This is a genomic window from Streptomyces sp. CBMA291 (genome assembly GCF_014596525.1).
GTDB lineage: Bacteria > Actinomycetota > Actinomycetes > Streptomycetales > Streptomycetaceae > Streptomyces.
Map to the genome: position 1 here is coordinate 23,483 of NZ_MSJP01000102.1, position 24,597 is coordinate 48,079.

At 69.4% G+C, this 24,597-nt stretch carries 23 protein-coding genes and 3 pseudogenes; 17 read left to right on the forward strand and 9 right to left on the reverse strand.

All coding sequences use genetic code 11. The annotated features are described in order from the left end of the window. The first annotated feature begins 237 nt into the window (after window positions 1–237). Window positions 238–819 carry a TetR/AcrR family transcriptional regulator gene (locus BU197_RS24675; protein WP_188270513.1) on the forward strand — a complete coding sequence of 194 codons (582 nt, stop codon included), beginning with the start codon at window positions 238–240 and terminating at the stop codon, window positions 817–819. Window positions 820–863: 44 nt separating this feature from the next. On the opposite strand, the gene BU197_RS24680 is transcribed toward BU197_RS24675, so the two are convergent. Next, entirely contained in the window at window positions 864–1,988 is a 1,125-nt protein-coding gene (locus BU197_RS24680) for a transposase (RefSeq protein ID WP_223183385.1), read from the reverse strand. A 1,139-nt stretch (window positions 1,989–3,127) separates the two neighbouring features. On the opposite strand from BU197_RS24680, the gene BU197_RS24685 reads away from it, so the two are divergent. The 9 genes from BU197_RS24685 (at window position 3,128) to BU197_RS24725 (ending at window position 12,919) form a co-directional block, all read left to right on the forward strand. Then, entirely contained in the window at window positions 3,128–4,117 is a 990-nt protein-coding gene (locus tag BU197_RS24685; RefSeq protein ID WP_317452214.1) for a ParB/RepB/Spo0J family partition protein, read from the forward strand. A 321-nt stretch (window positions 4,118–4,438) separates the two neighbouring features. Next, window positions 4,439–5,446, forward strand: a complete 1,008-nt coding sequence (locus BU197_RS24690; RefSeq protein ID WP_188270515.1) for an NAD(P)/FAD-dependent oxidoreductase — start codon at window positions 4,439–4,441, stop codon at window positions 5,444–5,446. After that, a complete protein-coding gene (locus tag BU197_RS24695; protein WP_188270516.1) occupies window positions 5,443–5,742 on the forward strand; it encodes a 2Fe-2S iron-sulfur cluster-binding protein in 300 nt (99 codons plus the stop codon). The genes BU197_RS24690 and BU197_RS24695 overlap by 4 nt, the downstream gene beginning before the upstream one ends. Before the next feature lie 60 nt (window positions 5,743–5,802). After that, entirely contained in the window at window positions 5,803–6,555 is a 753-nt protein-coding gene (locus BU197_RS24700; protein ID WP_188270517.1) for a hypothetical protein, read from the forward strand. 67 nt (window positions 6,556–6,622) lie between these two features. After that, window positions 6,623–8,041 (forward strand): acetyl-CoA carboxylase biotin carboxylase subunit family protein, encoded by a 1,419-nt coding sequence (locus tag BU197_RS24705; RefSeq protein ID WP_223183386.1) that lies wholly within the window; start codon window positions 6,623–6,625, stop codon window positions 8,039–8,041. Then, window positions 8,038–9,360 carry an acetyl-CoA carboxylase biotin carboxylase subunit family protein gene (locus tag BU197_RS24710; protein ID WP_188270518.1) on the forward strand — a complete coding sequence of 441 codons (1,323 nt, stop codon included), beginning with the start codon at window positions 8,038–8,040 and terminating at the stop codon, window positions 9,358–9,360. The genes BU197_RS24705 and BU197_RS24710 overlap by 4 nt, the downstream gene beginning before the upstream one ends. Beyond that, window positions 9,360–10,628, forward strand: coding sequence for an acetyl-CoA carboxylase biotin carboxylase subunit family protein (locus BU197_RS24715; RefSeq protein WP_188270519.1), 1,269 nt, complete (start codon window positions 9,360–9,362; stop codon window positions 10,626–10,628). The genes BU197_RS24710 and BU197_RS24715 overlap by 1 nt, the downstream gene beginning before the upstream one ends. A gap of 37 nt (window positions 10,629–10,665) precedes the next feature. Next, window positions 10,666–12,327, forward strand: a complete 1,662-nt coding sequence (locus BU197_RS24720) for a DUF885 domain-containing protein (RefSeq protein ID WP_188270520.1) — start codon at window positions 10,666–10,668, stop codon at window positions 12,325–12,327. A gap of 73 nt (window positions 12,328–12,400) precedes the next feature. Next, window positions 12,401–12,919: a hypothetical protein gene (locus BU197_RS24725; RefSeq protein WP_188270521.1), complete on the forward strand. Its 519-nt coding sequence runs from the start codon at window positions 12,401–12,403 to the stop codon at window positions 12,917–12,919. A 19-nt stretch (window positions 12,920–12,938) separates the two neighbouring features. On the opposite strand, the gene BU197_RS24730 is transcribed toward BU197_RS24725, so the two are convergent. Then, window positions 12,939–13,406, reverse strand: a complete 468-nt coding sequence (locus BU197_RS24730) for a winged helix-turn-helix transcriptional regulator (protein ID WP_188270522.1) — start codon at window positions 13,404–13,406, stop codon at window positions 12,939–12,941. Window positions 13,407–13,495: 89 nt separating this feature from the next. On the opposite strand from BU197_RS24730, the gene BU197_RS24735 reads away from it, so the two are divergent. Both BU197_RS24735 and BU197_RS24740 read left to right on the forward strand, forming a co-directional pair. Further along, on the forward strand, window positions 13,496–14,725 hold the full coding sequence (locus BU197_RS24735) for an MFS transporter (RefSeq protein ID WP_188270523.1): 1,230 nt from the start codon (window positions 13,496–13,498) through the stop codon (window positions 14,723–14,725). A 293-nt stretch (window positions 14,726–15,018) separates the two neighbouring features. Beyond that, complete coding sequence (locus BU197_RS24740) at window positions 15,019–16,344, forward strand: aminotransferase class V-fold PLP-dependent enzyme (RefSeq protein ID WP_188270524.1); 1,326 nt, start codon at window positions 15,019–15,021, stop codon at window positions 16,342–16,344. Window positions 16,345–16,436: 92 nt separating this feature from the next. Here the strand turns inward: BU197_RS24740 and BU197_RS24745 are convergent, their stop codons facing one another. Further along, complete coding sequence (locus tag BU197_RS24745; protein ID WP_188270525.1) at window positions 16,437–16,988, reverse strand: hypothetical protein; 552 nt, start codon at window positions 16,986–16,988, stop codon at window positions 16,437–16,439. A gap of 306 nt (window positions 16,989–17,294) precedes the next feature. Here BU197_RS24745 and BU197_RS24750 point away from each other — a divergent pair, with 306 nt between their 5' ends. After that, complete coding sequence (locus BU197_RS24750) at window positions 17,295–17,693, forward strand: hypothetical protein (RefSeq protein WP_223183387.1); 399 nt, start codon at window positions 17,295–17,297, stop codon at window positions 17,691–17,693. Between the two features lie 76 nt (window positions 17,694–17,769). On the opposite strand, the gene BU197_RS30745 is transcribed toward BU197_RS24750, so the two are convergent. From BU197_RS30745 to melC1, 3 genes are all read right to left on the reverse strand, one after another. Next, complete coding sequence (locus BU197_RS30745) at window positions 17,770–17,988, reverse strand: helix-turn-helix domain-containing protein (RefSeq protein ID WP_223183388.1); 219 nt, start codon at window positions 17,986–17,988, stop codon at window positions 17,770–17,772. A gap of 511 nt (window positions 17,989–18,499) precedes the next feature. Beyond that, window positions 18,500–19,324: a tyrosinase family protein gene (locus tag BU197_RS24760; RefSeq protein ID WP_188270526.1), complete on the reverse strand. Its 825-nt coding sequence runs from the start codon at window positions 19,322–19,324 to the stop codon at window positions 18,500–18,502. A 17-nt stretch (window positions 19,325–19,341) separates the two neighbouring features. Continuing rightward, window positions 19,342–19,755 (reverse strand): apotyrosinase chaperone MelC1, encoded by a 414-nt coding sequence (gene melC1 / locus BU197_RS24765; RefSeq protein ID WP_188270527.1) that lies wholly within the window; start codon window positions 19,753–19,755, stop codon window positions 19,342–19,344. A 579-nt stretch (window positions 19,756–20,334) separates the two neighbouring features. Between melC1 and BU197_RS30750 the strand changes: the two are divergent. The 3 genes and pseudogenes from BU197_RS30750 to BU197_RS30755 form a co-directional block, all read left to right on the forward strand. Next, window positions 20,335–20,568: pseudogene (locus BU197_RS30750) on the forward strand (IS5/IS1182 family transposase); the annotation flags it as partial. 67 nt (window positions 20,569–20,635) lie between these two features. After that, window positions 20,636–20,812, forward strand: a complete 177-nt coding sequence (locus BU197_RS24770) for a hypothetical protein (RefSeq protein WP_188270533.1) — start codon at window positions 20,636–20,638, stop codon at window positions 20,810–20,812. Further along, a pseudogene (locus BU197_RS30755) lies at window positions 20,812–21,141 on the forward strand (ATP-binding protein); the annotation flags it as partial. The gene BU197_RS24770 and the pseudogene BU197_RS30755, both read left to right, overlap by 1 nt. Here BU197_RS30755 and BU197_RS24775 read toward each other — a convergent pair. Next, on the reverse strand, window positions 21,113–21,838 hold the full coding sequence (locus BU197_RS24775; RefSeq protein WP_188270528.1) for a dienelactone hydrolase family protein: 726 nt from the start codon (window positions 21,836–21,838) through the stop codon (window positions 21,113–21,115). The pseudogene BU197_RS30755 and the gene BU197_RS24775 sit on opposite strands and share 29 nt — an antisense overlap. Before the next feature lie 395 nt (window positions 21,839–22,233). Then, window positions 22,234–22,803 (reverse strand): hypothetical protein, encoded by a 570-nt coding sequence (locus BU197_RS24780; protein ID WP_188270529.1) that lies wholly within the window; start codon window positions 22,801–22,803, stop codon window positions 22,234–22,236. Between the two features lie 83 nt (window positions 22,804–22,886). Between BU197_RS24780 and BU197_RS24785 the strand changes: the two are divergent. Next, window positions 22,887–22,994 (forward strand): annotated as a pseudogene (locus tag BU197_RS24785) (IS5/IS1182 family transposase); the annotation flags it as partial. Between the two features lie 1,283 nt (window positions 22,995–24,277). Here the strand turns inward: BU197_RS24785 and BU197_RS30760 are convergent. After that, the coding region (locus tag BU197_RS30760) for a hypothetical protein (RefSeq protein ID WP_223184130.1) at window positions 24,278–24,597 on the reverse strand (320 nt) is incomplete at its 5' end.

Consider the following 24,597-nt stretch of genomic DNA (forward strand, 5'->3'; position numbering starts at 1 on the left):
CGTAGGCGTGGCCGTCGGGCCCTCGTACGCCCGGCCCGTTCCGGCGAGTCGGCACCCGCTCCCCGCGGGCAACCCCCGATGGCTCCCGCCCCGCCTCGACCCGCACGGCATGGACAGCGCTCCCTGATCCGGCCCGGCGCCCCCGAAGGAAGTCCGATCCGGTCCGACCGGCCCGTCCGGAGTCCGATGCCCGGCGGGCCCATGTCCTCATCGTCGTCGCGATCCCGAGGTCCCACCATGAAGAACAGCGAACGAGCCGCATGCACCCGAGCGAACCTCGTCCTGGCAGCCGCGCGCCACTTCGACCGCTACGGCTACGACGGCACGACGCTCAACAGCGTCTGCGGGGAAGCACACGTCACGCTCGGGGCCCTCACCTTCCACTTCCGCAGCAAGGCCATCCTGGCGTCGGCGGTGGTGGACGCGGGCATCGGCGAACTGCACCGCGCGGGCGCGGCACGCCCCGAGAACCCGGGGCCGCTCCCCGAACTCTCGCTCCTCGTCCTCCAGGTGGCGACGGCCCTCCAAGGCGATGTCCTGACCCGGGCCGCCGTCCGTCTCGTCGAGGAGGGGCACGTCTACTCCGGCTGGATCGGCGCCTTCCGCGCGCGGATCCAGCGCCTCCTGGAGACGGCCCACGCCTCCGGCGACCTCGTCGCCGACGTACGGCCGGCCACCGCCGTACGGCTCATCGGGTACGTGGTGGAAGGCGCCGCGGCCGAGGCCCGCAGAGCGGCGGCCGAGCAGGGCCCGACGGTCTCCGACTTCACCGAGGTCTGGCGCGCCATGCTCGGCGGCCTGGTCGCGGGCGGACGCTGAGCACCGCGCGCCGGACACCGGCGCCTGCCGGTCCCGGCCCGTGCTCAGCCGCGAGGCCCGCCGCCGCCGACGGCGACGCGCCCGCCGGTCCGGGAGAAGGCGAAGGCGGCGGACACCAGCGTCGTGTGGTGATGCCATCCGGGAAACGACCGGCCCTCGAAGTCCTGGAGCCCGAAGCCCCCGTTCAGGGCGGAGACCACACTCGCGGCCAGCCGTGGCCTGCGCATCAGCGGCAGCAATTCGGGCAACTGCCGGTCGACCAGATTCGTCAGCCACGCCCGCGCCGAACCGTCGGGCCTTCGCCGGGCGAGCAACCGGAGCCTGACCCGTTCCGCCGAGGGGCCGGGCAGCACCACCGGGAGCGAGAGGAGATGATGACGCTCCTCCCCGGCGGTGGCCGGGCGCTCCACGAGGAGCTGCCGGACGGTGAGCGCCGAGGAGCGGCCCGCCGGGGCCGTGGCGGGCGCGACGCGCGTGGTGCAGGGAACCTCCACCACGAACGGCCGCTCACCACGCGTCAGATGGGCGAGGAAGGCGTCATGGTCCGGCAACCAGGACAGTTCGGCGGTGACAGGGGCATGTGCGTCAGGATGCCACAGGGGAGCCCGCCGCAGGAGTTCCGCGGCCTGTGACCACAAGGGCCCGCCGACCTCCTCCGGCACCCGGGCCTTGGACCGCCGCGCCCGTGCCCACCCGCGCGGGATGTACAGGTTCCAGTCGACCGGCAGCGGGCCGTACGCGCCCGTGGCCAGCGTGACGACGCCGAACTGGCAGTTCGACAGCCTGCCGAGGGCGGGGTCGAACCTGCGGTGGACCCCGGCGGAGTGGTCGCCGCGCTTGGGGATGAAGGCGGGGGCCAGCGTCCAGGACGTCACCGGGCCGGCCTGTTCCACCCAGCGCAGCAGCCCCTGACGCGCCGCCAGCCAGTCCCAGGGGCTGGCGTTCACGAACTGGTGCAGTGCCTGCGAGGCCGTGGGGGAGTCGCTGACGGATTCCGCCATCCGCCGGGGCGACTTCTTGCCCGGCGTACGGAGGAGGGCCTCGATGTAGAGCCTTGCCCACTTGCGCTGGTCCGCCCGGGGCAGACAGGCGAAGACGGCCTCGCTGAAGGGCCGGAGACAGGGGTACGGGCCGTCCTCGGCGAGCGTAGGGGGGATGGGTATGGGCATGGGCATGGGTTCGTGCGGCAGTGTCATCGGGACTTGTCCCTTCCGGGTGCCGGACCGCTGCCCCCGTGGGGCGCCTGAAGGGCCCCGCCACCGGACGGGGGATGTACCGGAGGCGAGGCCCGACCAAGCATAAAGAGCGCTATTTATGTAGGGCTAGGTGCGGGAGGGTGCGGGACGACTTGGGCAAGTCTGGGAGTGCGTATCGCCAGAAAGGCGGCGAATGCGGCTTCCGGGGTGCGTTCGGGACCTACGGGCGGGCCGCGACGGACGCGCGGCGTCTTTCCGGTGGGGTCGGTAGCCTGCGAATCCACCGCCGGGCATACTCCGGCGGACTTGCCCAAGTCGCGGCACGCCCCCCTTCGCGCTACACATAAATAGCGCTATTTATGCTTGGCTCGTCCTCACTGCCGGTGAATACCCCGTGACCGGTGGTGAGATCACGCCTCGGGGACAGCGGTCCATCACCCGGGAGGGATAGTCCCGATGACACTGCTGCACCACACCACGCCCCCCGCGCCCACCGAAGATGACCGGCCCCGCGCCGGGACCGCCTTCGGCTGTCGACCCGGGGCGGACCGGCGCATCGGAGCACGGCGCACCGTCAAAGTGCTGCCGTAGGGATCCGGCGCCAGGCTCCGATCGGCGCTTCGCCCCTGCCCGGCTCCGTCGCACACGGGGCGAAGTCTGCCCGTACGCGGCGGCGTGGCCGGCGCGGCACGACCGGGCCCCCGGGCTCCGGCCGTGCCGGTGCGCCGTCCGCCGCCGTCCACTGCCCCTCGTCGGACTCTCCGGCCTCGTCGGCCCCCGCCGGTCCAGGCTCCCCGGCGGCGGCCTTCCCGCTCAGCGCACCGCGCCCCCGGGCCGCCACCCGGAGCGCGCACTCACCGGAGCGGACCGCGCGCCTTCCCCCTCCTCCGCCCTCGCGAGGGAGGGGCGATACCGCGTTCCCCCAGGTGAGACGCACCAACCTCGTGTTTCCCCGTACCGCACTCCCGCCGGAGGCCGCGCCGACCGGAGCCGTCGGCGCGCCCCCGGCACCTGCAACCCCCCACGCGGAAGACCGGACAGAAAGCAGGCCCTCGGTGCCTATAGACCTTGCGGACGCCCCTCCGCCCAACCGCCTGACGGACCGTTTGAAAGTGACGGTCCGGGAGATTGAGGAACCACCGGAGGGCGATTCCTCCGGCATCCATCTGGTGCCGCTGGCCTCCCTTGCGGACGCCGACTCGCCCCGACTGGGCGGAGTGAGCCGGGAGCACGTCGAGATTCTCGCGCAGGGCGCCATCGAGCCGATCCTGGTGCACCGGGACACCCGGCGCGTCGTCGACGGAATGCACCGCCTCCAAGCCGCCAGGCTCCAGGGGGAGGAGGTGATCCCGGTCCGCTATCTGGACGGACCGGCCGCCGAGATCTTCATCCACTCCGTCGCGGCCAACGTCAACCACGGTCTGCCGCTGACGCTCAAGGACCGGAAAGCGGCGGCCGGACGCATCCTGGCCTCACACCCGGACCTGTCGGACCGGGCGATCGCACGCATCACCCGACTCTCCCCCAAGACCGTCAGCGCCGTCCGCCGCGCTTCGAGTGGGGAAGTTCCCCAGTCGAAGGTCCGGGTCGGGGCGGACGGCCGCGCCCGCCCGCTCGACGCGGCCCAACGCCGTGAGGCCGTACGCGCGTTCCTCGCCGAGCACCCCGGCGCCACGCTCCAGGAGGCAGCCGACAGCGCAGGCGTCTCGGTCAGCACCGCGTGCGAGGTCCGCCGACGCATGCGGCGCGACGAACAGGGCTCCCCGCCGCCCCGCCCGGGGGCCGCGCGCGGACGCCGGGACCACGTCCCGGAGAGCGGCCCCGGGGCGCCGGCGGGGGAGGGGCGCGCACGGCGTGGCAGGGCCCGTCGCGTCGAGAACCTGGCGAAGGACCCCTCCCTCCGCCTCACCGAGTCCGGGCGCGCACTGCTGCGCTGGCTGAACGAGCGCGCTCCCGATCTGGAGAAGGGGCGGCAGCTGATGGCCGCGGTCCCGCCGCACTGTGCGGTCGCCGTCGCGGAACTGGCCGACTCCTACGCCCGGGAGTGGCAGCGATTCGCCAGCGCGCTGGACCGCGCCGTCGTCGACACGGCCGAGGCATAGGCGCGCCAGACCCGACAACCGCCTTTCGGATTCCTCCGGAACAGGAAGGCGTACGGAGTTCCGAGGCCTTTTCTTGACGGTTCGGCCGCCCCGCTGAACTATGAAATAGCGCTCGCCGGGAAAGTCGCTCCGACGGGAAAGAGAGAAACCGTCGGAGCGCTCTCGCGGAAAGCGTGGAAAACCGAACGGAAGAAAGAAAGGCTCTCCGATCGTCACGAGGATGACCCGGCCGCGAGGACAAGGCGGCCGAGCCGTTCGACCTAACGCCAGAAAGGCCTGGAGTTCAGGATGAAGCAAGCGGGAGTTCGAGTGGATACGACCATGGCCGGCGCGGAGACGAGCGCGGACGTGGCTGTGGTCGGAGCAGGCCCGGCCGGCCTGTACGCCGCCTACTGCGCGGGCTTCCGAGGGCTTTCCAGCGTGATCGTCGACGCCCTTCCGGAACCGGGCGGCCAGATCGCGGCCCTGTACCCGGAGAAGAAGATCTACGACATCGCCGGGCACACGGCCGTACGCGGCAGGGAACTGGTCGACAATCTGGTCGCCCAGGTGGCACCGTTCCTCCCGCGCTACCTGCTCGGCCGCACGGTCACCTCCCTGACCTCGGACAAGAGCGCGGCTCCCGGCAAGGACTGGGTGATCCGCCTGGAGGACGGCACACGGATCCGTACCGGAGCCGTCGTGGTCGCGGCAGGACTGGGCCGTTCCGTCCCGCGCACCCTGCCCTGCCTGGGGCCGTACCAAGGGCGGGGCGTGGCGCATCACGTACCCCGGCTCGACGAGCACCGGGACCGTGACGTGGTGATCGTGGGCGGCGGAGACAGCGCGGTCGACTGGGCTCTCGCCCTCACCCCGATCGCGCGGTCCGTCACCGTCGTCCACCGCCGCTCGGCCTTCCGCGCCCACGAACACGGCGTCAAGCAGATGTACGCGTCCGGAATCCGTGTGATGACCGATGCGCGGGTGACGGCCTGCCATGGCGCCGAAAACCTGGAGGAAGTCCGCGTGAGGACCGGGGAAGAAGAATGGAACCTACCCGCGCAATCCCTTGTCGCGGCCCTTGGATTCATCACCAACCTCGGCCCGATCGCCGATTGGGGACTCCGTATGGAAAACCGCAGGATCCTCGTCGACACGGCGATGCGGACCAACCTCCCGGGCATTTACGCGGTCGGTGACATCTGCTCCTACGAAGGCCGTGTCCCGCTCATCTCGGTGGGCTTCGGGGAGGCGGCGACCGCAGCGAACCACGTGGCAGTCGCCCTGCGCCCCGGCTCCCGCCTCGCACCGGAGCACTCCACCGGCATCGACCCCACACCGCTGTCATGACCATGAAGAAGCTGACCATTCTTCCGACGGGAACCGAGATCCTCCTGCCCGCCGGATCCCCCCTCACCGAAGTCGAGTACGAGATCTCCGAGCAGCTCATCCCCTTCGGATGCCGCTCGGGATCCTGCGGCGCGTGCGTCATCGAGGTACTGGAGGGCTTCGGCTCCCTCGGCGAACCCGACGACGACGAAATCGACTTCCTCGAAGACCTCGGCCGCACCGGCGGATCCCACCGCCTCGCCTGCCAGTGCCGGCTGCGGGGCGACGCGACCGTTCGCGTCGCCGACGCCCTCTAGACCGCCCGACCCGAAAACCGATCCGACCCACGTCAAGCACGTCCCGAAGAAGGGTGAACCATGTCGAACCGCGTCACGAACGTCGGCTACGGGGACCGCACCCGGTTCCTCAGCGCCACCGCCTCGGCCAAGCTGCGCGCCGAGATCGACGAGCAGCTCGACCAGCAGGTCCTGGAGTGGTACGCCAACGTCCCCGAGGCCGCGCACCTCGAAGGCAGGAACGTCGACTCCGAGTACTACAAGCGCAACCTGATCGAGACCGCCTGGCGCATCCGCCTGCTGCGCGTCTCCGAGGCCAAGGCCCTGGTGGAGATCGCCAAGCGCAGCCCGGAGGCGGCCCAGGTCTGGGCCAACTACGAGCAGGAGGAAATGCTCCACGACGAACTGTTCATCACCGACCTGGAGAAGGTCGGCGTCACCCGCGAGCAGTTCCTGGCCACCGAGCCCTACCTCTCCACCAAGCTGCTCACCGGCTACTTCTCCTACCTCCTCGACCACGAGGGCCCCCTCGGCGTCGTCGCGTACTCCTACCTCGTCGAGTACGTGAACGTGAAGCTGGAGCCCAGGAAGCTGGAGGCCCTGAAGCAGTCCGTCGGCGAGGGCAACATCGGCGGCCAGATCAACCACTCGCACACCGACATCAACGACGACCACCCCGGCGAGGTCTGGGCGGCCGTCCGCCACCTCCTCCGCGACGAGGACGACATCGCCGCGTTCAAGCGCTACCTCGCCGAGCACCAGACCATCCTGGCGCAGTACTTCGAGGAGCTCTACCTGGACACCGTCGCCAAGGCCGAGCAGCAGCCGGCCTGACCCCCGTCCCCAGCGGGGGCGCGGCGCCCGCCGCGCCGCGCCCCCGCCCGCCGGCAAGGAGGCCGGATTGAGCACCGAGAACGCCAGGGGAGTACTGCTGCTCAGCCACGTCGGATTCTCGTTCATGGAGGACCTCGTCGGCGCGGTCAAGGCACGGGGGCTGAAGTGCCATGTGCTCAGCTCGCTGCCGGAACCGCAGCACCAGAAGACCCGGCCGGCCGAGCTGGCCGGTCTCGCGGACGACATCCGGGTGACGGCCGGACACGTCCTGACCGCACACGACGTCGAGAACCACCTCGACCGGCTCCGCGCCGAAGGCGCACGGATCGAAGGCTGCCTCACCGTCTGGGAGGGCTACCGGCACTTGATGGCCCTGGCCAACGCCCGTCTGGGAGTACCGGACCTGGACGAGAAGCAGGTCCTCGAACTGCGCGACAAGGCGACACTGCGCAACCGCCTCGCCGACGCCGGGCTCACCCGGGGGCGCGCCTCCCTGCTCACCCCCGAGACGCTCGCCGCACACCAGCGCGACGGCGGCCGCTACTTCGTGAAACCGGTCAGCGGCATCGCCTCCTTCGGAACGTTCCCCCTCACCGCCGCCACCACCTGGGCCGACCTGGAACGCATCGCCGCCGAAGCCCGCTCCGACACGGTCTACGCCGGCGTCTTCACCCCGGACCCGGACCCCGCGGACCCCACGAGCCCTGTGAACCCCACAGGCCCTGTGAACTCCAAGGGCCCTGTGAACCCCACGGCCCCCGCGATGCGGTTCCTCATCGAGGACTACGTACCCGGACGCGAGTTCAGCTTCGAGGTCATCGCCGTCGACCATGAACCCCACGTGATCGCCGTACACGAGAAGTGTGAGGTCACGGAGACCGCGAACACCGTCCTGGAGGACGCCTGCGTCAGCCCGCCCGTCAGCGTCTCGCCGCAGGAGACCGCCGCCGGGATCCGCTGGGTGAAGAGCGTCCTGGACACCCTCGGTCTCGGCTGGGGCTGCTTCCACGTCGAAGCACGCCACTCCCCGTCCGGCTGGGACCTCATCGAGGTCAACCCGCGCGTCGGCGGCAGCCTGATCTCGCCCAGCGTCGCCGCCCTCACCGGCGGCCCCGACCTGCTCGACCTCTGGCTCGACTCCCTGCTCACCGCCCACCGGCCGGCCGCCTTCCGGGAGGAACTGCACGCCCTCTCGTACACGCCCGACGGCACCCCGCAGGGACGCGGCGCCACGTTCTTCCGTGTCTTCTTCGCCGACCCCGGGACCATCCGGGAGGTCCGGCTCGCCGACGACCTCCCCCTGCGGCCGGTCCTCTCGCACATCCTCCTCAAGCCCGGCGACACCATCCGCTCGTCCGCGCGAGAGGTGTTCCTCGGCCAGGTGCTCTGGAGCATGGACCGCACCGAACGCGACACGATCCTCCCCGCGCTGCGGCCCGCCTCCGAACACGCCATCGAGATCGTGTACGAAAAGGAGCGCGGATGAACCCCCCGATCCTCCTCGTCGTCGACTACAACCTGAGCCGGATCGACGAGGTCCGCCACCTGCGGAACCACGCCCGCGACCGCCACGGCGCGACGGTGATCCTCATCCGCGCCGACCCCACCGACGCCGACCGCGCCATCGCCGACGAGGTGATCGACCTCGACCCGCTGCGCGACGACTTCGCCGAGATGGGCGAGAAGCTCCTCGCCGACCGACGCGACCGGATCAGGGCCGGCATCGTTTTCTCTGACAACGCGGTTCACAGCGGCGCCGACCTTCTCCGGCGGCTCGGCGTCCCCGTCGACTCGCCCCGCCTCGCCGGGGGAGCGTTCTCCAAATACCGCTACCGGCTCACCGAGACTCGCGTCGCCGACTTCCTGGAACCCCAGCGGATCATGGTTCCCGCCTTCGCCGAGATCGCCTCGCTCGACCAGCTGAGAGCCTTCGCGCGCGACCACCCCGAAGGCTTCGTCGTCAAACCGGCGGCCGAGGGCAACAACCGGGGCGTCGTCGTGGTCCGCCACGGCGACGACCTGACCGCCGTGTTCGCCGAGGTCCTGCCCTATCTGGAAGGCGGGGTGATCTGCGAGGAACTCATCCCGTACCGGCGCGAGTACTCCCACGACGGACTCGGCTCGCTCGAATTCCTCACCGAGAAGATCAGCGCCACCGGCCGCTACCCCGTCGAAGTCGCCCAGGTCCTGCCCGCCCGCCTCGACGCCCACGAACGCGCCACCCTGCACCGGGCCGGACGCCAGGCGAACTGGCTGGTCGGCCAGTGCGACGGACCGTTCCACAACGAGATCAAGCTGAGCGACGACGGACTGCGCGCCGCGGTCGTGGAGCCCAACCGGCGCCCGGGTGGCATGAAGATCTGGTCCCTGGCCCACTGGGTCTACGGAATCGACCTCCACCACCGCTGGATCGACACGGCGTTCGGCACGGCCGCCCCCGTCGACCGGCTCGTGCCCGGCCGCGCGGCGGCCACCGTGCTCCTCGGCGTCGCCACCGACCGCTCCTTCCACCCGGACGACATCGCCGCCGACACCGACCCCTTCGCCGATGCCGTCAGGGCCACCGCCGAACGCTTCGGCCTCGCCGACGGGGAACTGACCGCCACCGCGTTCACCTGGCTCTCCCACGAGCGCCGCGACCTGCACGCCGTCGCCCGCGACAACGCCGACTTCGCCGCACAGGGCTGCGTCGTCCTGCGCGGCGACCGCGCCGACATCCGCACCGTCGTCCACACGCTCCGCGACGCCTGGCAGGACGCCCTGGACCGGGCCCTCACCCTCCCCACTCCCGTCAGGAAGGCCTGATGAAGATCCTCATCCTGCACCGCGTGCCCTACTTCAAGATCGAATACCACCGGGGGATCTCCCACGACCTGCACGACGTCACCTACTTCGGAACCGACCAGGCCCTGGCCACCCTCCCCGACGGCCTGCGCTGCGAACGGGCGAGCCGCCCCGGCACCCGCCCCGCCTTCGAGGAGGCCCGCGACTGGCTGGCGAACCGGCCCCGCACCTTCGACCGGGTCCTCTCGATATCGGAGTACGAACTCCTCGACGCCGCCCTGCTGCGTGAACACCTCGGCGCCCCCGGCGCCCCCGCGGCCCAGGTCGCCCTCTCCCGCGACAAGGTCCTGATGAAGCAGGCGGTCGAGAACGCCGGCCTCAGGGTCCCGCGCTTCCTCCCTCTGCCGGACTTCCTCACGACCGAAGGAGGGACGGCCGCCGCCTGGCACGGCCCGACCGTGCTCAAGCCCCACCGGGGCGCGTCGAGCGAGGACGTCCTGGTCTACGACACCCCGGCCCAGGCCGCCGCCGCCGTCACGGAGCGCCGCACCGGCATCCCCGGGCTCGACGCGGGAAAGGACCTGGAGGACTTCCAGGTCGAGGAGTTCGTCACCGGCCCCATCCGGCACTTCGACGGCCTCGTCCAAGGCGGCGAAGTCCTCCTCCTCAGCGCCAGCGAATACGTGGGCACCTGCCTGCGCTACGCCCAGGGCAGCCCGCTGGGATCCTTCCAGACGGGATACTCCGAGCAGACCCGCACCTGGGTCGCCCGCGCCCTGGCCGCCGTACGCATCGAGGACGGCAGCTTCCACCTCGAAGCCATCGTCCACGACGGCGAACTCGTCTTCCTCGAAGTCGGCAACCGGGTGGGCGGAGCCGACGTCGTCGCCACCGTCGAACTGGCCACCGGCGTCCACCTCCCCTCGTACGAACTGCGGGCCCTGCTCGGCGAACCCATCGCGGGCACCCTCCCCAAGCCCCCCACCGCCCTGCGCCGCTACGGCTGGTTCGTCTACCCCGGCCACCACCTGGCCGGACAGGAGTTCCGGGGACTCGAAGGCGCGACGGAATTCCGGGAAGCCCCGGCCGTCGTCGCCTGGAACGAACTCCCGGCCGGCACACCACTGCCCCGGCACATCACCTACCAGTCCGGCGAGGCCGTCCTCACCGGGATCGTCGCGAGCGACACCCCCGAAGGCAGCCGCGACTGGATCACCGGCCTGTTCGACACCCTCACGGTCCGCACCCGCCCGGCCGCCCCGACCACCCCGGAACAGGTCCTGGTATGACACACCACACCCCCGCCACGGCCGAACGGACCCGCCCATGAGCGCCCTGAGCGACCTCGCGGACCGGTACGTGGACGACATGGCCGCCCTGGACCCGTGCCTGGCGGCCGCGATGGGCGTCGCCGGGCACGAGCACCGGCTGACCGACTTCGGCCCCCGGGCCACCGGAGAACGGGCCGAACTGGCCCGCCGGACCCTCAAGGCGGTCGAGGCCACCCCCGTCACCGAGGACACCGAACGCATCGCCGCCGCCGTCCTCGGCGAACGGCTCGCCACGGAAGTCGCCCTGGCCGACACCGACGCCTACGGCACCCTCCTCGACACCCTCGACGGCCCGGTCCAGCGGATACGCCAGGCGGTCGGACTCCTCGACCAGGGCCCCGACACCGCCTGGGAGACACTGCTGACCCGGCTGCGCGCCGTCCCCGCCACCCTGGCCGGACTCCACGAGAGCCTGGAGACCGCCCGGCGCCGCGGCAGGGTCGCCCCCCACCGCCAGGTCATCCGCAACGCCCGGGACTGCCAGGACACCCGGGCATCCTTCGCCGCCCTGCCTGCGGGACACGGCCACGGACCCCTGCGGACCGCCCTGGACCAGGCCGCGACCGCCGCCGACGAAGCCCTCGCACGGTTCGCCGCCTACCTGGCCGAAGAACTCGCCGCGGACGCACCCGAACAGGACGCCGTCGGCGAGGACCGCTACCGACTGGGCGTACGCGAATTCCTCGGCACCCGCCTCGACCTGCACGACACCTACGCCTGGGGCTGGGAGGAACTCGGCCGGATCCAGCGGGAGATGACCGCCACGGCCGCCCTCATCGCCCCCGGCGAGCCGGTGCCCGCCGTCCTCGCGGCCCTCGACCGCGACCCACGCCACCGCATCACGGGCGCCGAGGCCTTCCGCGACTGGCTCCAGGAACTCGCCGACACCGCCATCGCCGACCTCGACGGCACCCACTTCACCATCCCCGAGGCCCTGCGCCGCATCGACTGCCGGATCGCCCCCGGCGACGGCCCCGCCGTCTACCTGGCCCCCAGCGAGGACCTGTCACGCCCCGGCACGATCTGGTGGTCGCGCCCCGACCCGGACGCCCCCGCCCCGACCTGGACCGTACCGGGCACCATGTTCCACGAGGGCGTCCCGGGCCACCACCTCCAACTGGGCACCACCACCCTCAACACGACCACCCTCAACCGCTTCCAGCGACTCTCCAGCGAACTGCACCCCGGCCACTGCGAAGGCTGGGGCCTGTACGCCGAACGGCTCATGGAGGAACTCGGCCACTTCGCCGACCCCGCCCACCGCCTCGGCATGCTGGCCACCGGACAACTCCTGCGCGCCGCACGGGTCGTCCTGGACATCGGACTGCACCTACGCCTCCCCATCCCCGCAGGCACCGGCTTCCACGAGGGCGAACACTGGACCCCCCGACTGGCCCACGCCTTCCTCACCGACCACTGCGGTCTCGGCCCGCCCTCCTTCGTCGCCTTCGAGATCGACCGGTACCTGGGCCGCCCCGGCCAGGCCCTCGCCTACAAACTGGGCGAGAAGGTGTGGCTGGAATCGCGCGAGGCAGCCCGCCGCCGCGACGGCGCCGCCTTCGACCTCGCACGCTTCCACCACCACGCCCTGAACCTGGGACCGATGGGCCTGGACCTGCTGCGCACCGAACTGACGCGTGCGGACCATGCCGACTGACCGCCACCGCCCGGGACCCCGACCCGGCGGACACCCGCGCGGCACACCCCAGGGCGGGGAAACGAGCGGACGGATGATCGCGGCGGTCGGACACGCCGACCTGACCCCCGACACCTGGAAGCTGGTACGGGGCGAACTGCGGGAGCGGCTGCAAGGGCTCCCGCCGGACACGACCGGACTCGTCCGCACCGGCGCCGGAGTGCCGGCGGTGTTCGGACGGCTGATGCACGAGGCCGGCCGACGCCTGGTCGTACTCCTCCCGGAGAGGCCCGAGGTCCTCGCCGACGCGCCGCCCCGCGACCGGGAGGCCCACCGCGAGCTGCTGGCGCTCGCCGAGGGGATCCGGATGCTGCCCTTCGACCCGCTGGACCGGGACGCCTGCGTGAGCGCGGACGAACAGCTCGTCGGCGGCTGCGCAGGACTGCTCGCCGTCTGGGACGGCTCGCCGTCCAGCGGCCGGGACGCCACCGCCCACATGGTGGCGTACGCCCGCGCCCGGGGCATCCCGGTGGAGGTCGTATGGCCCCCGGGCGCGGCCCGTGAGCAGGTCGGCGTCGTCTCCTCGCTCTGTGTGCGTGGACCCGGACGCTGACCGTCACCTCACGAACACCTCACCGATTTCCCTCGGTTTTCCGCACATGCGTGGTCCCGGCGTCGAGGAGCGCGCCGTCGGCACCGGTCGGGGTCACCTCGGGCACCGGGACGGAGTGCTCGTCGACCAGCGTGGAGTGCGGCTCGCCGGGATCGAAGGCGTGCCGCTCCCCCCACTGGCGCAGCGTGAGCAGGACGGGGAAGAGATCGCGTCCGCTGTCGGTGAGCACGTACTCCAGCCGTCGGCCCGTGGGCGCGGTCTGCTGGACGAGGACACCGTGGGCGCCGAGCTTGCGCAGCCGGTCGCTGAGGATGTTGCGGGCGATCCCGGTGCGCCGCTGGAACTCGGTGAAGGAACGCGCCCCGTCCATCGCGTCCCGGATGACCAGCAGGCTCCAGCGGTCGCCGACCAGGTCGAGCGTACGGGCGACGGGACAGTCGGGGTCGGTCCAGGCGGGGCTCGGAGCGCCGGTGGAGGAGCGCGGCATGACACCTCCTAGATGAGTTGCGTATTGAGACCATCATGCCCTACGGTCAAATTGGTTTCACTTTGCTACTTATCTCTGATGGGAGTGCGATGGACGTCTGGCGACGGTTACTGCTGGCGATCATCTGTGGAGTCGCGGTGGCGAGCGTCTACGCCGCGCAGCCCGTGCTGGCCCCGATGGGCGAAAGCCTCGGAGTCTCCGCAGGACAACTCGGATGGATCGTCTCGGTCGGCCAGTTCGGCTACCTGGCCGGTCTGGTCCTGCTCGTACCGCTCGGCGACGTGGTCGCCAACAGAAGCCGGCTCATCGCCGTGCACCTGACGATCACCGCGGCGGGCCTCATCCTCACGGCCACGGCATCGGCCGCCTGGATGGCCTTCGCCGGTCTCGCACTGGCCGGCATGTTCGCCGTCGTCGTCCAGACCACGGTGGCCTACGCCGCCTCGGCCTCACCCCCCGAGGAACGCGGACGGAACATCGGCGTCGTCACCTCCGGCGTCGTGGTCGGCATCCTCGGCGCCCGCGTCGTCACCGGCCTCCTCGCCGACCACTGGGGCTGGCGCAGCATCTACGTCGTCCTCGGCGTCCTGGCACTCGGCCTCGCCGCCCTCGTCCTGCGCGCCCTGCCACCCGAAGGCGCCGCCCGCCGCCCTACCGGGTACCGACAGGCCGTCGCCGCCCTCGGTGGCCTGTTCGGACAACGGCTCTTCCTGACCCGCGGCTTCATCGCGTTCTTCCTGTTCGCGTCGTTCGGAACGCTGTGGAGCGGACTGTCCCTGCCCCTGGCCGACGCACCCTGGCACCTGAGCGAGAGCCAGATCGGCATGTTCGGTGTCGCCGGACTCGCCGGCGCCCTCGGCGCCGCACGCGCCGGACGGTGGGCCGACGCCGGACGGGCGATCCCGATGGCCGGCCTCGCACTGGTCCTCCTCATCGTCTCCTGGACCGCGACCGCTCAACTCACCTGGTCCCTGTGGCTGCTCGTCATCGGCGTCATCGTCCTCGACTTCGCCGTCCAGGTCGTCCACGTGAGCAACCAGCACATGCTCACCACCGCCCACCCGGACCGCACCAGCGGCGTCATCGGCGGCTACATGGTCTTCTACTCCCTCGGCTCCGCCCTCGGAGCGGCCGCCACCACCTCCGTCTTCACCTCCCACGGATGGGTCGGATCCAGCCTCCTCGGCGCCGGATTCGCGGCCTGCGCACTGATCGTCTGGGCGGTGGGCGGAGGCCTGGCGGCCAAAACCGGGGGAGACCTCCGCCCCGAGACGACCGACACCGGACAGGAGGAACGACAGAAGGCGGAAACCGCCTAGGACACGACAACACGGCGAGCGGTCCGGGAGCCCCTTCGAGGACTCCCGGACCGCTCGCCGTCACCCACCCCGCGCACGTCCGAAAGGCACCGCACAGCAGCCGGAAATAATCGAAAGAATTCGATACGACGCACCCCTTTCGAGTTCCGGATTCCTCTCCTTGACGCTCCCATGAGCGCCACCTAATCTCACTGAAGAACCGTGAAGACAACCGGTCGATAAAGAAACCCACACGCGAAACTCACACGCGAGACCCACCCACGCGGAACCCACCCGCACACAGAGGAGAGACGATGTCCCTTTCGCATCCCGCGGGCCCGGCCGGCTCGACCGCCGAGCCCTCTCCGGACACCACGGAGACGGACGAAAACCAGCCCTTCGACCCGCAGGACTGGAAATCCGTCCGCGCACAGTTCCTCCTCTCGCCCGACCTCGCCCACCTGTCGAACTTCTACTTGGCGTCGAACCCCACCCCCGTCCGCGACGCCCTCACGAAATACCGCAACGCATTCGACTTCGACCCGCACAGCACCCTCGACGACAACATGTTCGGCCGCGAAGAAGACATGATCTGGCGCAAGGTATGCGCCGAAGCCGCCGAATACGTCGGCGGACAACCGAACGAAATCGCCCTCACCACCAGCACCACCACAGGCCTCGCCCTCATCTACAACGGCCTGCGACTGAAGCCCGGCCAGGAAATCCTCACCACCACCCACGAGTTCTACCCGCACCACGAAGCCATCCGCCTGGCCGCCGAGAAATGGGGCGCGACCACGCACGCCATCTCCCTCTACGACTCCTCGCCGGACTTCTCCGTGGACGAGGCCATCACCCGCATCCGCGCCGCCGTACGCCCCCAGACCCGCGTCTTCGGCGTCGCCTGGGTCCACTCCAACACCGGCGTACGCCTGCCGATGGCCCGGATCGCCGACGCCATCGCCGACCTGAACCGCGACCGCGCCGAGGAGGACCGCATCCTGATCGTCGTGGACGGCGTCCACGGCTTCGGCGTCGCCGACGAGGACGTCGCGAGCATGGGCGTCGACTTCTTCTCCGCGGGCACCCACAAGTGGATCCTCGGCCCGCGCGGTACGGGAATCGTGTGGGCGAAGCCCGAGGCATGGGCGCTCCTCCAGCCCACGATCCCCAGCCTCATGAGCAAGGAGACCTCCGCCGCCTGGCGCGAGGACCGCCGACCGGACGGACCCACCGAAGCCGCCTGGCTCAGCCCCGGCGGATTCGCCGCGTACGAGCACCAGTGGGCCGCCGCCGAGGCGTTCCAGTTCGTCCGGCAGATCGGCCGCAAGCGCATCCAGGACCGCATCGCGGAACTCAACGGCCAGATCAAGGAGGGCCTGGCGGCGATGGACCACGTCACCCTCCACACGCCGCTCGACCCCGAGGTGTCCGCCGGCATCGTCACGTTCGACGTCCACGGCTACCCGCCCCGCGAGGTCGCCCGCATCCTCCGCGAGAACCGCGTCATCGCCAACGCCACCCCGTACGGCGTCCCCCACGTCCGCCTCTCGGCGGGCATCGTCAACTCCCCGGAGGACATCGAACTGGCCCTGAAGGTCATCCGCTCCCTGAAGGATTCCCGCCCCGCGTCCGCCTGAGCACGGACCGGGACCAGGCCACGACCGGCCCACGCGGAACGGCGCCCCGTCCTCCGGTTTCCCGGAGACGGGGCGCCGTCGCGCACGAGTGTTTACAGCAGGGCGATCGAGCTGGCCCGGTCGTTCATGGCGTCCCCGACGTACGAGGTCGACTGCTGGTACTCCTGGTGGATCCCGGCGGTGTCGGGGGCATCCCACAGCTCCAGCCAGCAGGACAGGGTGGTCAACGAGCTGATGGAGTTGTTGAAGGTGCCATCGAGGTTGATCTGACCGTCCCGGCCGTTGCCACTCAGGCAGCCCCGCTCACCGGCCAGGACGAGAGTGGAACCGCCGTAGTTCGAGTCCGTGTAGACGACGCCGAGCTGCACGGACTGCACCCCCGGGGTGACCGGCAAACCCGTGAGACGGTTCGCCAGCTTCCGGTCGATGTGCTTCCCCGACACCGGCGCGTCGGTGATACGCCCGCTGGTGGAGAAAGCGATGGCCTCGCGGAACGTGCCGAAGCACCGCTCACTGCCCGAATCGACGTTGAGCACACAGTTCCTCGGGGTGACAGGCGCGGCGTGCGCCGTGGTGGCGGCTGCCCCCAGGGCGAGCATGGTGGCAGCCGTGGCGATCGCGACACGTGAGGTACGAGCAAACATGAGTCATCCCTGTCTCGTGGACGTGCTGCTGACACCGTGGATGCTTCCGCCCTCGTCCCGCCCGAACCAGAGGCTCATTCGGCCAGAGTAGGTGTACAGGACACGGTTTACTCCGGTTCCAGAAAGAGCCACACGACGCCGCACCCGAACCCTGACCAGCCAGGACTCACCCCACAGACCGCTGAAAGGAACCGGATAAGACACCGGAAAAAGCGGCGCGAAAGGCATGCCAGACCCCGACCACTCATCCGGACAGGCCCGCACGACCTCCTTTACGGACCCCTTGAGCCGCCTGATGGATATGGCATGATCTTCACCATGAGTGAACCGGGAATGAACCTGCTCTCACAGCTGTGGAAAGAGCACGCGCGCGCACCGTTCCCACCCCGCCTGCGCGGTCGGGAAATCGAAGGCGAGGACATGGTGATGCTGGACGCGGACATCGCCGGCTGCGTCTCCTCGTTCCTGAAGGGCCCCCTGGACGAGAAGCGCCGCGAAATCCTTCTCGAATCCGCCGCCGCCATCGAGAGAGTCCTGCCGTCCATCGATGAGGAGGACGGCGCGGTCGAGTACTACGAGCGCTTGCGAAACATGGCCAATCTGGCGACGGAACTCGGGAATGCCCACATATCCGGCCAGGCGGAACCATGGAAGGTCCGACGGAATGGCACACGGTCCGGGCGCGGGTGGTGGCGAGACAGGTAGAGGACCTCACGGCAGACCACACCGTACGACCGTCACGACTCGGACATTTGCCGGAGCACTCGGACCGCCCCGCCGGTCAGACACCCGCGACCAGCGCGCCCAGGGCCGTACACCGGTGGGTGACCGAGTGATCCACGCGGGTCGTCGTCGTCAAGCCCGCCGATCTCAGCGCCGCCGCATGGGCCGAGGCCGTCGCGTTGCTGACGCGGAGCGCACGGGTCAGGGAAGTCGCGGTGTGAGGCTCGACGAGCAGCCGCAGGGCGTCCAGCCGGGTCCGACCCAGAACACCGGCCAAGGCCTCGACCCGGTCGACCGGACGGCCCCGCAGAAGGCGGGAACCCGGGACCGGCCGGGTGCGTCAGGACCACGGGACGGCCCGGAACGTCCTGAAGCAGCGGGCCCCCGAGTAGTGAAACGTGGGCAGCAGAATCAACCCGCGCCCATCGAGGCGGACACCGCGCCCCGGCACGGCCCCGGGCCATTCCCACACCCCTTGCGAAGCCGACTGCCCGGAGCCAAGCCGGTCAGCGCGGCAGCCAGAACGTCGAGGAAGGAGCGCGGACGGCCCGCCGGAACCAGATCGCCCATCGGATCGGCTCCGGCGGGGAGAGCGCTGCTTGCCTCCCGGGTATCTATGACGGCGAGCGTGCAGTGGCCGCAGCGGCTCTGGTCGTCGCCCAGCATCCTGATGGCGATCCAGTGTGTTCGAACCATGGCCCATCAGAGCCGCTCATCCCTGCGGACCGAAACCACCTGCTCGGCAGGGATGCCTGGGTTCACGGGAGGAACCACCCCGTGACGGCGAATCAGGCGTACGTATAGAACTGCGTGTGGTCCAACATGCTCTGCGGGGTGGTGTTCGACCAGGGCGGCATGGTCTCGTTCAGATCGATCACATCGGTCGTCCCACCGGTGGGGAGGTACGGGGCACTCGTCGGATGGAGCGCCTGCCAGTCGGCCCAGAGCTTGTCGACGAAGGCGTGGTGCAGCCAGAACACCGGATCGTTCGGGGACACGCTCGTCTCCATGTGACCCCACACCCAGGTGTGCACCCGGTTGTGCATGCTCATGTACCCGGCGGAGCCCTCCAGCGTGGAGCGGAATCCCGCCGAGCCGTCACGGAAGGGCGCGGAGTCGTAGGTGGGCATGGCCAGGGCGGCGTCGACGTCGGACCGGGGCGGAAGCGACGGCACGCGATAGGCCAGATTGCGGGCGAGGAAGGGGCGACTGTCGACCGACACGTTGATCGTCCAGTTCCCGCCGGAATGCGCGAACGGCCCGTCCATCACCTGGTCGTCCAGAGGGCGTCCGGTGCCGCCGAGGAAGTCCGGGGCCCAGAGCGAGGAGCCGACGGTGTTATCGGCCGTCCAGTCCCAGTACGGGATCGAGACCGACGCGTCGACCTTCTGTAGTTCGTTCTCGAAATCGATGAGGAACTTTCGGTGCCAGGGCAGGAAGGACGGCCCGAAGTGGCCTACGTACACACCGGTGTTCATGTCTATCGCGAAACGCGTACGATGGGCGAGTACGAAATCGTCGTACAGGCCTTTTCGTTTGACTTCCAGTACCGCGTCGACAAATGCCTTCTTCTCAAGGGAGGCAAGGCTCGCCTGGTTCTTCCGTACGGTCATGGCTGGCTGCTCCCGGATCAGGCGGTGGGGTCGAACGGAACGACGACGGCGCCCTTGAGCGAGACGACCGCGGTACGAGCGGCCTCCAGCGGGGTCGCGAATCTTTCATAGTGGTTGATCGTGCTGCTCCAGCCGCTCCTCCCGTGCTGCATCACGGGGAGTTCGCGGCCGTCGATCAGCACGCGGTAGCCGGCGTCGTGCCCGGCGTGTGCGTGTGCATGTGCGCTGGCGTAGGCCGCGCCGGGCGTGCCCTGGATACGGCGACCATGGAAGACCTCGTCGAATGAGCCGGGCGCCCCGGCTGAGACTCCTTCGTCCCCGGTCCCGGTCGGCACGGTGTCCGCGAACGCGGAGGTGACGCCGACGAGCGCGCCGACCGCAGCGACGCCGACGACGGCCCCGAGGGCCTGGCGGCGAGTGGGTTTGGGCATGACAGATGTACCCCCAAAGACACATGGCTGAGGCGCCCCGGGCTGTTCGGGGCCGCCGTGATCATGTGTACACGGGGGGAGCCCATCCCATAAGAAGGCAGGTAGAGGTTGGCTCTTATACGGACAGGTATTCACGGTCGTAAGGGCGCCACCGGCCCGTCATGGCGCTCGATTTCGACGCCAGGTGAACCCGCAAGGCGCAGCTCTTTCCGTGTTTGTGCCATCGATATGAAGATCTTTCGGAATCAGTCGTGCCGTCGCCCGCCGAAACCATGATCCACTCATGGCCGGAAGCAGGGGGCCTTGGACGGCGACGATGAAACCGGATTCGGCTCATCCATGGGTGACGATCCCGCACGGTCCGGACTCCAACTCGATGACCATGTCTTCGGCCGGTGGCAGCGTCGTCCTCGAACGCGACTCCGACCTCCGTCCCCCTCGCGGTGATCAAGGAGCCTTTCAGCGCGGCTACCGATCGGGTGACCTCGACGGGGTGAGCGGACAGGCCGCAACGCACGAGGTTCCCGTGCCGTCGAGGGGAGGCGTTCGAAGTCTCAACCCACCGGCACAAAAGCCTCGCTGATTCCCGGCCCTGCCGTACCCGGCAACTCTCCTCATGCCGTGGTCGAGTGGGCCACGATGCTCATCGCCACCCGTGAGAGTGATCGGCGCCGCGAACTCCCACCGCACCAGCATGCGCTGGCCGCGCTGGTAGACCTACGCCGCCACGACACCCTCACCCGGATCACGGCCGGCTCCGGGACATCCGTCGGCACTGCCCATGCCTACATCCGACTCCCCGGCGGTGAACTCACCCCCACCGTTTCTACACGAGTGGCGGATCGCACACCTTCCCCCGGACACCAGGCCACTGCCCTCGGTGACCCACTGCAAGCACCTGCTCCGACGCCACCGCGCCAGCGACGGTGAACACTGCGGGGGAGGAGCGCAGCGCCCCTGCCCCGCCAGCGACATCGCCGACCGGGCGCTGAAGGACCAGATGGCCCACTGCGGCTTCCTCGCCGAGCTGCTGATAGCCGAGTGCGACGACAGGTGACGATCGCCCGCTACGGCCGCGTTGACCTGCTCTGCATCGACGAACTCGGTCACACGGAACTCGACCGCCGAGGCGCCGAACTCCTCGTTCCTGACCGAACGCGAAGAGAACAGCGTCGCCATCGCCTCCAATGAGTCCTTCGACGGCTGGACCAAGGCATTCACCGCCCCCGCCTCTGCGCGGCCATCGTCGACCGTCTCACCTTCAACGGCACCATCACCGAGACCGGAACCGACTCCTACCGACTCGCCAGCACCCGCACTCGCACCGAGGAGTCGGCCAGGCCGGCTGCTGGTCGGATCAGTTTGTGGTGGGTATGGACTCGGTGAGCAGGGAGAGGACGTCGTGCCAGGCTCGCTGCGCGTGTCGTGGGTGGAAGCCGACGCCGGGAGGCGTGGTGTGGTCCACTGGTGGATGGTGGAAGGCGTGGAGGGCTCCGCCGTAGACCGTGAGGCGCCAGTCGACGCCTGCGGCTTGCATCTCTTCGGCGAACGCGACCCGTTGCGCGGGCGGCATGATCGGGTCTTCCGATCCGACTCCGGCCCATACCGGGCAGCGAATGCGAGCGGCCTCGCCCGGTCGGCCGGTGGTCAGCGCATTGACCGTCGCGATCACGCGCAGGTCTACGCCATCGCGGCCGAGTTCCAGCGCTACGGCGCCCCCGGTGCCGTAGCCGATGGCGGCGGTCCGGTCGGGGTCGGCCCGCGGTTCGGCGCGCAATACATCGAGCGCCGCGTGGCCGATTCCTCGCATCCGGTCGGGGTCGGCGAGCAGGGGCAGGCAACGGGCCAACATTTCCTCCGGATCCTCCAGATAGCGTCCGCCGTGGAGATCGAAGGCCAAGGCCACGTATCCCAGCTCGGCCAGAGCATCGGCCCGACGGCGCTCGACATCACTGAGCCCCATCCCCTCAGGTCCGATCAGGACTGCGGGCCGACGCTCGGCACCAGCCGGGAGCGCGAGATATCCGACCATCGTCAGGTTGTCGGCCGGGTATGCGACCGTACGAGTGGTGATCGTCGTCATACGAATGGACGGTAATGAGAATTCCGCCCGCGCGTGCCGGTGTTCACTGATGGCAGAGCCGTCTGTCCCGAATACGCCCATGTCCAAGATGCTTCGTATCGTGCGCGGCACCGGCCACACCACGTCCTTCACGGCGACCCTCCAGGCCCACCGGCCGGCCGGAGAGGAAGCGCAGACTAACCGGGCCGCCCGGCGGCACACACGGGTCCGGCCGGAGGCCGGAGGCGATGCCGAGGCTGAAGAACATCGGCGCCGCGAAGCCGTACCGGCCGACCGCCGGAGAGAGCGACAACTGGCCGAATCCGGGCCCGAGGCTCTCCACCAAAACGATCGACTGAACCTGATCGCCCAAAGGCTGTCGCGCAAGGATCTTGACCCCGAGTGCGTAGCGGCTTTCAGAGCTGGCGAGGTGTTCGGCCGGTGGTTCGTGGTGTGTCCAGGGACTGGGCGAAGCTGGCAAGCCTGTGGAAGTCGTTCTCCCGGATGCCAATCCGTGGGTTGACGTGGTGGAGGAGCTCGGGACCTTGGTGATGGGCCGTCACATAGGTCTGATCCAGCTCGCTCTGCTCGTCGTCCACCCAAGCGAAAGGACGGCCGCCTGCGTAGTCCACTAGCGGTCCGGTCTTCCAGTGGACTCCATCGGGACGTTCTCGGAGCAGGACATCGCCGAAGTCCACGAAGGGAAGTTCCGGAAGGCCGAGGACCGGTGCGATCCACCGGTTGGCGTCGTCCATCCATGTGGTGGCCCAGCACAGCTCGAAGCCGAGCTGGAGCAGGGTTCGTCCGTGCTCCGGGTTGAGCCAGACTCGCAAGGGGCGTCGTCGGGACGACATGCCTCTGTCGTCCCGACGAGCGTCGTCCCGGGGGACCCGGAGTGTGGTGTAGCCGTCGGGTCGCCTCTCCGGCTTGGCTGCGTAGGGGTTGAGTGGCCCGTCCACGTCGAGGAACAGCAGAGGTCGATTCACGGACTCCCTCGGTTCTGCTCACTGTGGACTCCCTCGACCAGCGTAGCTGTGGGCATGCCTCGGCACTGAGCACAGCCTGAGTGATGATCACGGCATCGGAGCCGTCCCGAGTAACCCCGTTTGCGGGGCTGAGCCCGCGCTGCTTCGGCAAACTACTGACCGCGCTCCGACGCTATGGAGCAGATGTGATCCCCGGTACGTTCTGCGTAGCAGTCCTTCCTGGTAGGGCTGGCTTCTCTGGCATGTTTGGGTGTCAGGTTGAGCCTGGTATTGGTACCGGTCGTACTTTGCTGAGAGCGGTTAATCCTGGTGGAGGTGGGTCAGGGGCCGTCTCGGGTGAAGCGCGGTAGGGGCTGCTCGGCCTTGGTAGTGCCCAGGCGCAGGGTGGTGGTGTATTTCAAGATCTGGTCGTGCTGCTGGGTGATCAGGTCCAGTCCCGGTCGTTTTGGTGGAGAGCTGCGGGCCCGGATTCGGCCAGTTGTCGCCCTCTCTGGCGGTCGGCCGGTACGGCTTCGCGGCGCCGATGTTCTTCAGCCTCGGCGCCGCCTCCGGCTTCAGCCGGGCCTGGTGGGTGTGAAGTGGGCCGCGTTCAAGACCGGTGTTGGCCAGTTCGTCCGGGTGCAGCTCGGGTAAGTAGGAGGGCAGGAAGCGCAGCGCGGTCTGTTCTTCGTGGCTGTCGGGCCGGGCCCGGACGGTCTTCGAGCGGGGGGCCGAGTGCCGGTCGATGTTCAAGTGGTCCTTCCAGGCGAAGTCGCTGACAAGCCGGGGCGAGGAAACGGCACATGACCTTCGCGTCGGACCACTTCGTGAACACCCTGGAAGACATCCGGCCTTCTGTGCTGATCGCGGACATCACGCTCACGGAGAACCGGTTCCCCATCTGACGGACGACCAGAGCCCGTCCCCGCTCGCCCCAGGTGTGACCGGCAACCTGGGGCGAGCAGACCCCGGCCTGGCCGGCGAAGAGAACCTCACCGTTCTCCGCCTGAGCCCGGCCCCCAGCCAGGTCTCTTCGTGCCAGAAGCAGACTCCTTTCACATCCTGCTCGACAGCCCGCTCATCCAGACGCTGGAACGTCAAGCCCCAGCATGCCCAGGCACTTACCCACCACCAGCTCGGTAAAGCAGGCCCCCAGCACAAGCTGAAGACCCACTCGCCTGCCAAAGCCAGTGCCTAGAACCGACCAGAAAACCCCAGTCCACACGAAGCACGGCCAAGAACAACCCGCCGGACCAAGACCCACTCTCCACCTCAAACAGAACCCGATACACGCCAACCCAGCAACCGCACAGACGCGCCAACACCAGCCCGGCCCTTGCGGCCTGCCACCTCACCCACCAGCCACCCACCACCCTGACCGACACCCACAACAAAACCGCGACCCCAACCCCGCCCGCCCCCCCAACAACGCGGACACCGCCAAACAACCGCACCCACACACAGCCACCACAACCACCCACCCCCACCAGACCACTCACACACAACCAACAACCACGAACACAAAGAATTCCAGACCAATATGACCACCCATCAAACCAAGAATAGACCGCACCAAAGAATCCAAGAATAAAATCCGAAACCAATTAACCAGAAAGGCAAAAGGCAAGAAACCATTATCCGAAAACAAGCAGCACCCTGCCCCGTAGTCAGCCGCTTTTACTGCGATTCGCGGAGCGAATCGCAGCGGTTGGATCGCGGAGCGATCCAACCAGGCGTCACGAAGTGACGCCACCAACTGCACTGCGGAGCAGGGCAGTTGAACCGCCGCGTAGCGGCGGCGCGTCGCGTCTGCGG

What these genes read in the sequence shown, in the direction of transcription:
- BU197_RS24675 (WP_188270513.1), top strand. Translation starts at nt 238, where the DNA reads ATGAAGAACAGCGAACGAGCCGCATGCACCCGAGCGAACCTCGTCCTG.
- BU197_RS24680 (WP_223183385.1), bottom strand. Translation starts at nt 1,988, where the DNA reads ATGCCCATACCCATCCCCCCTACGCTCGCCGAGGACGGCCCGTACCCC.
- BU197_RS24690 (WP_188270515.1), top strand. Translation starts at nt 4,439, where the DNA reads ATGGCCGGCGCGGAGACGAGCGCGGACGTGGCTGTGGTCGGAGCAGGC.
- BU197_RS24695 (WP_188270516.1), top strand. Translation starts at nt 5,443, where the DNA reads ATGACCATGAAGAAGCTGACCATTCTTCCGACGGGAACCGAGATCCTC.
- BU197_RS24700 (WP_188270517.1), top strand. Translation starts at nt 5,803, where the DNA reads ATGTCGAACCGCGTCACGAACGTCGGCTACGGGGACCGCACCCGGTTC.
- BU197_RS24710 (WP_188270518.1), top strand. Translation starts at nt 8,038, where the DNA reads ATGAACCCCCCGATCCTCCTCGTCGTCGACTACAACCTGAGCCGGATC.
- BU197_RS24715 (WP_188270519.1), top strand. Translation starts at nt 9,360, where the DNA reads ATGAAGATCCTCATCCTGCACCGCGTGCCCTACTTCAAGATCGAATAC.
- BU197_RS24720 (WP_188270520.1), top strand. Translation starts at nt 10,666, where the DNA reads ATGAGCGCCCTGAGCGACCTCGCGGACCGGTACGTGGACGACATGGCC.
- BU197_RS24725 (WP_188270521.1), top strand. Translation starts at nt 12,401, where the DNA reads ATGATCGCGGCGGTCGGACACGCCGACCTGACCCCCGACACCTGGAAG.
- BU197_RS24730 (WP_188270522.1), bottom strand. Translation starts at nt 13,406, where the DNA reads ATGCCGCGCTCCTCCACCGGCGCTCCGAGCCCCGCCTGGACCGACCCC.
- BU197_RS24735 (WP_188270523.1), top strand. Translation starts at nt 13,496, where the DNA reads ATGGACGTCTGGCGACGGTTACTGCTGGCGATCATCTGTGGAGTCGCG.
- BU197_RS24740 (WP_188270524.1), top strand. Translation starts at nt 15,019, where the DNA reads ATGTCCCTTTCGCATCCCGCGGGCCCGGCCGGCTCGACCGCCGAGCCC.
- BU197_RS24745 (WP_188270525.1), bottom strand. Translation starts at nt 16,988, where the DNA reads ATGTTTGCTCGTACCTCACGTGTCGCGATCGCCACGGCTGCCACCATG.
- BU197_RS24750 (WP_223183387.1), top strand. Translation starts at nt 17,295, where the DNA reads ATGATCTTCACCATGAGTGAACCGGGAATGAACCTGCTCTCACAGCTG.
- BU197_RS24760 (WP_188270526.1), bottom strand. Translation starts at nt 19,324, where the DNA reads ATGACCGTACGGAAGAACCAGGCGAGCCTTGCCTCCCTTGAGAAGAAG.
- melC1 (WP_188270527.1), bottom strand. Translation starts at nt 19,755, where the DNA reads ATGCCCAAACCCACTCGCCGCCAGGCCCTCGGGGCCGTCGTCGGCGTC.
- BU197_RS24775 (WP_188270528.1), bottom strand. Translation starts at nt 21,838, where the DNA reads ATGACGACGATCACCACTCGTACGGTCGCATACCCGGCCGACAACCTG.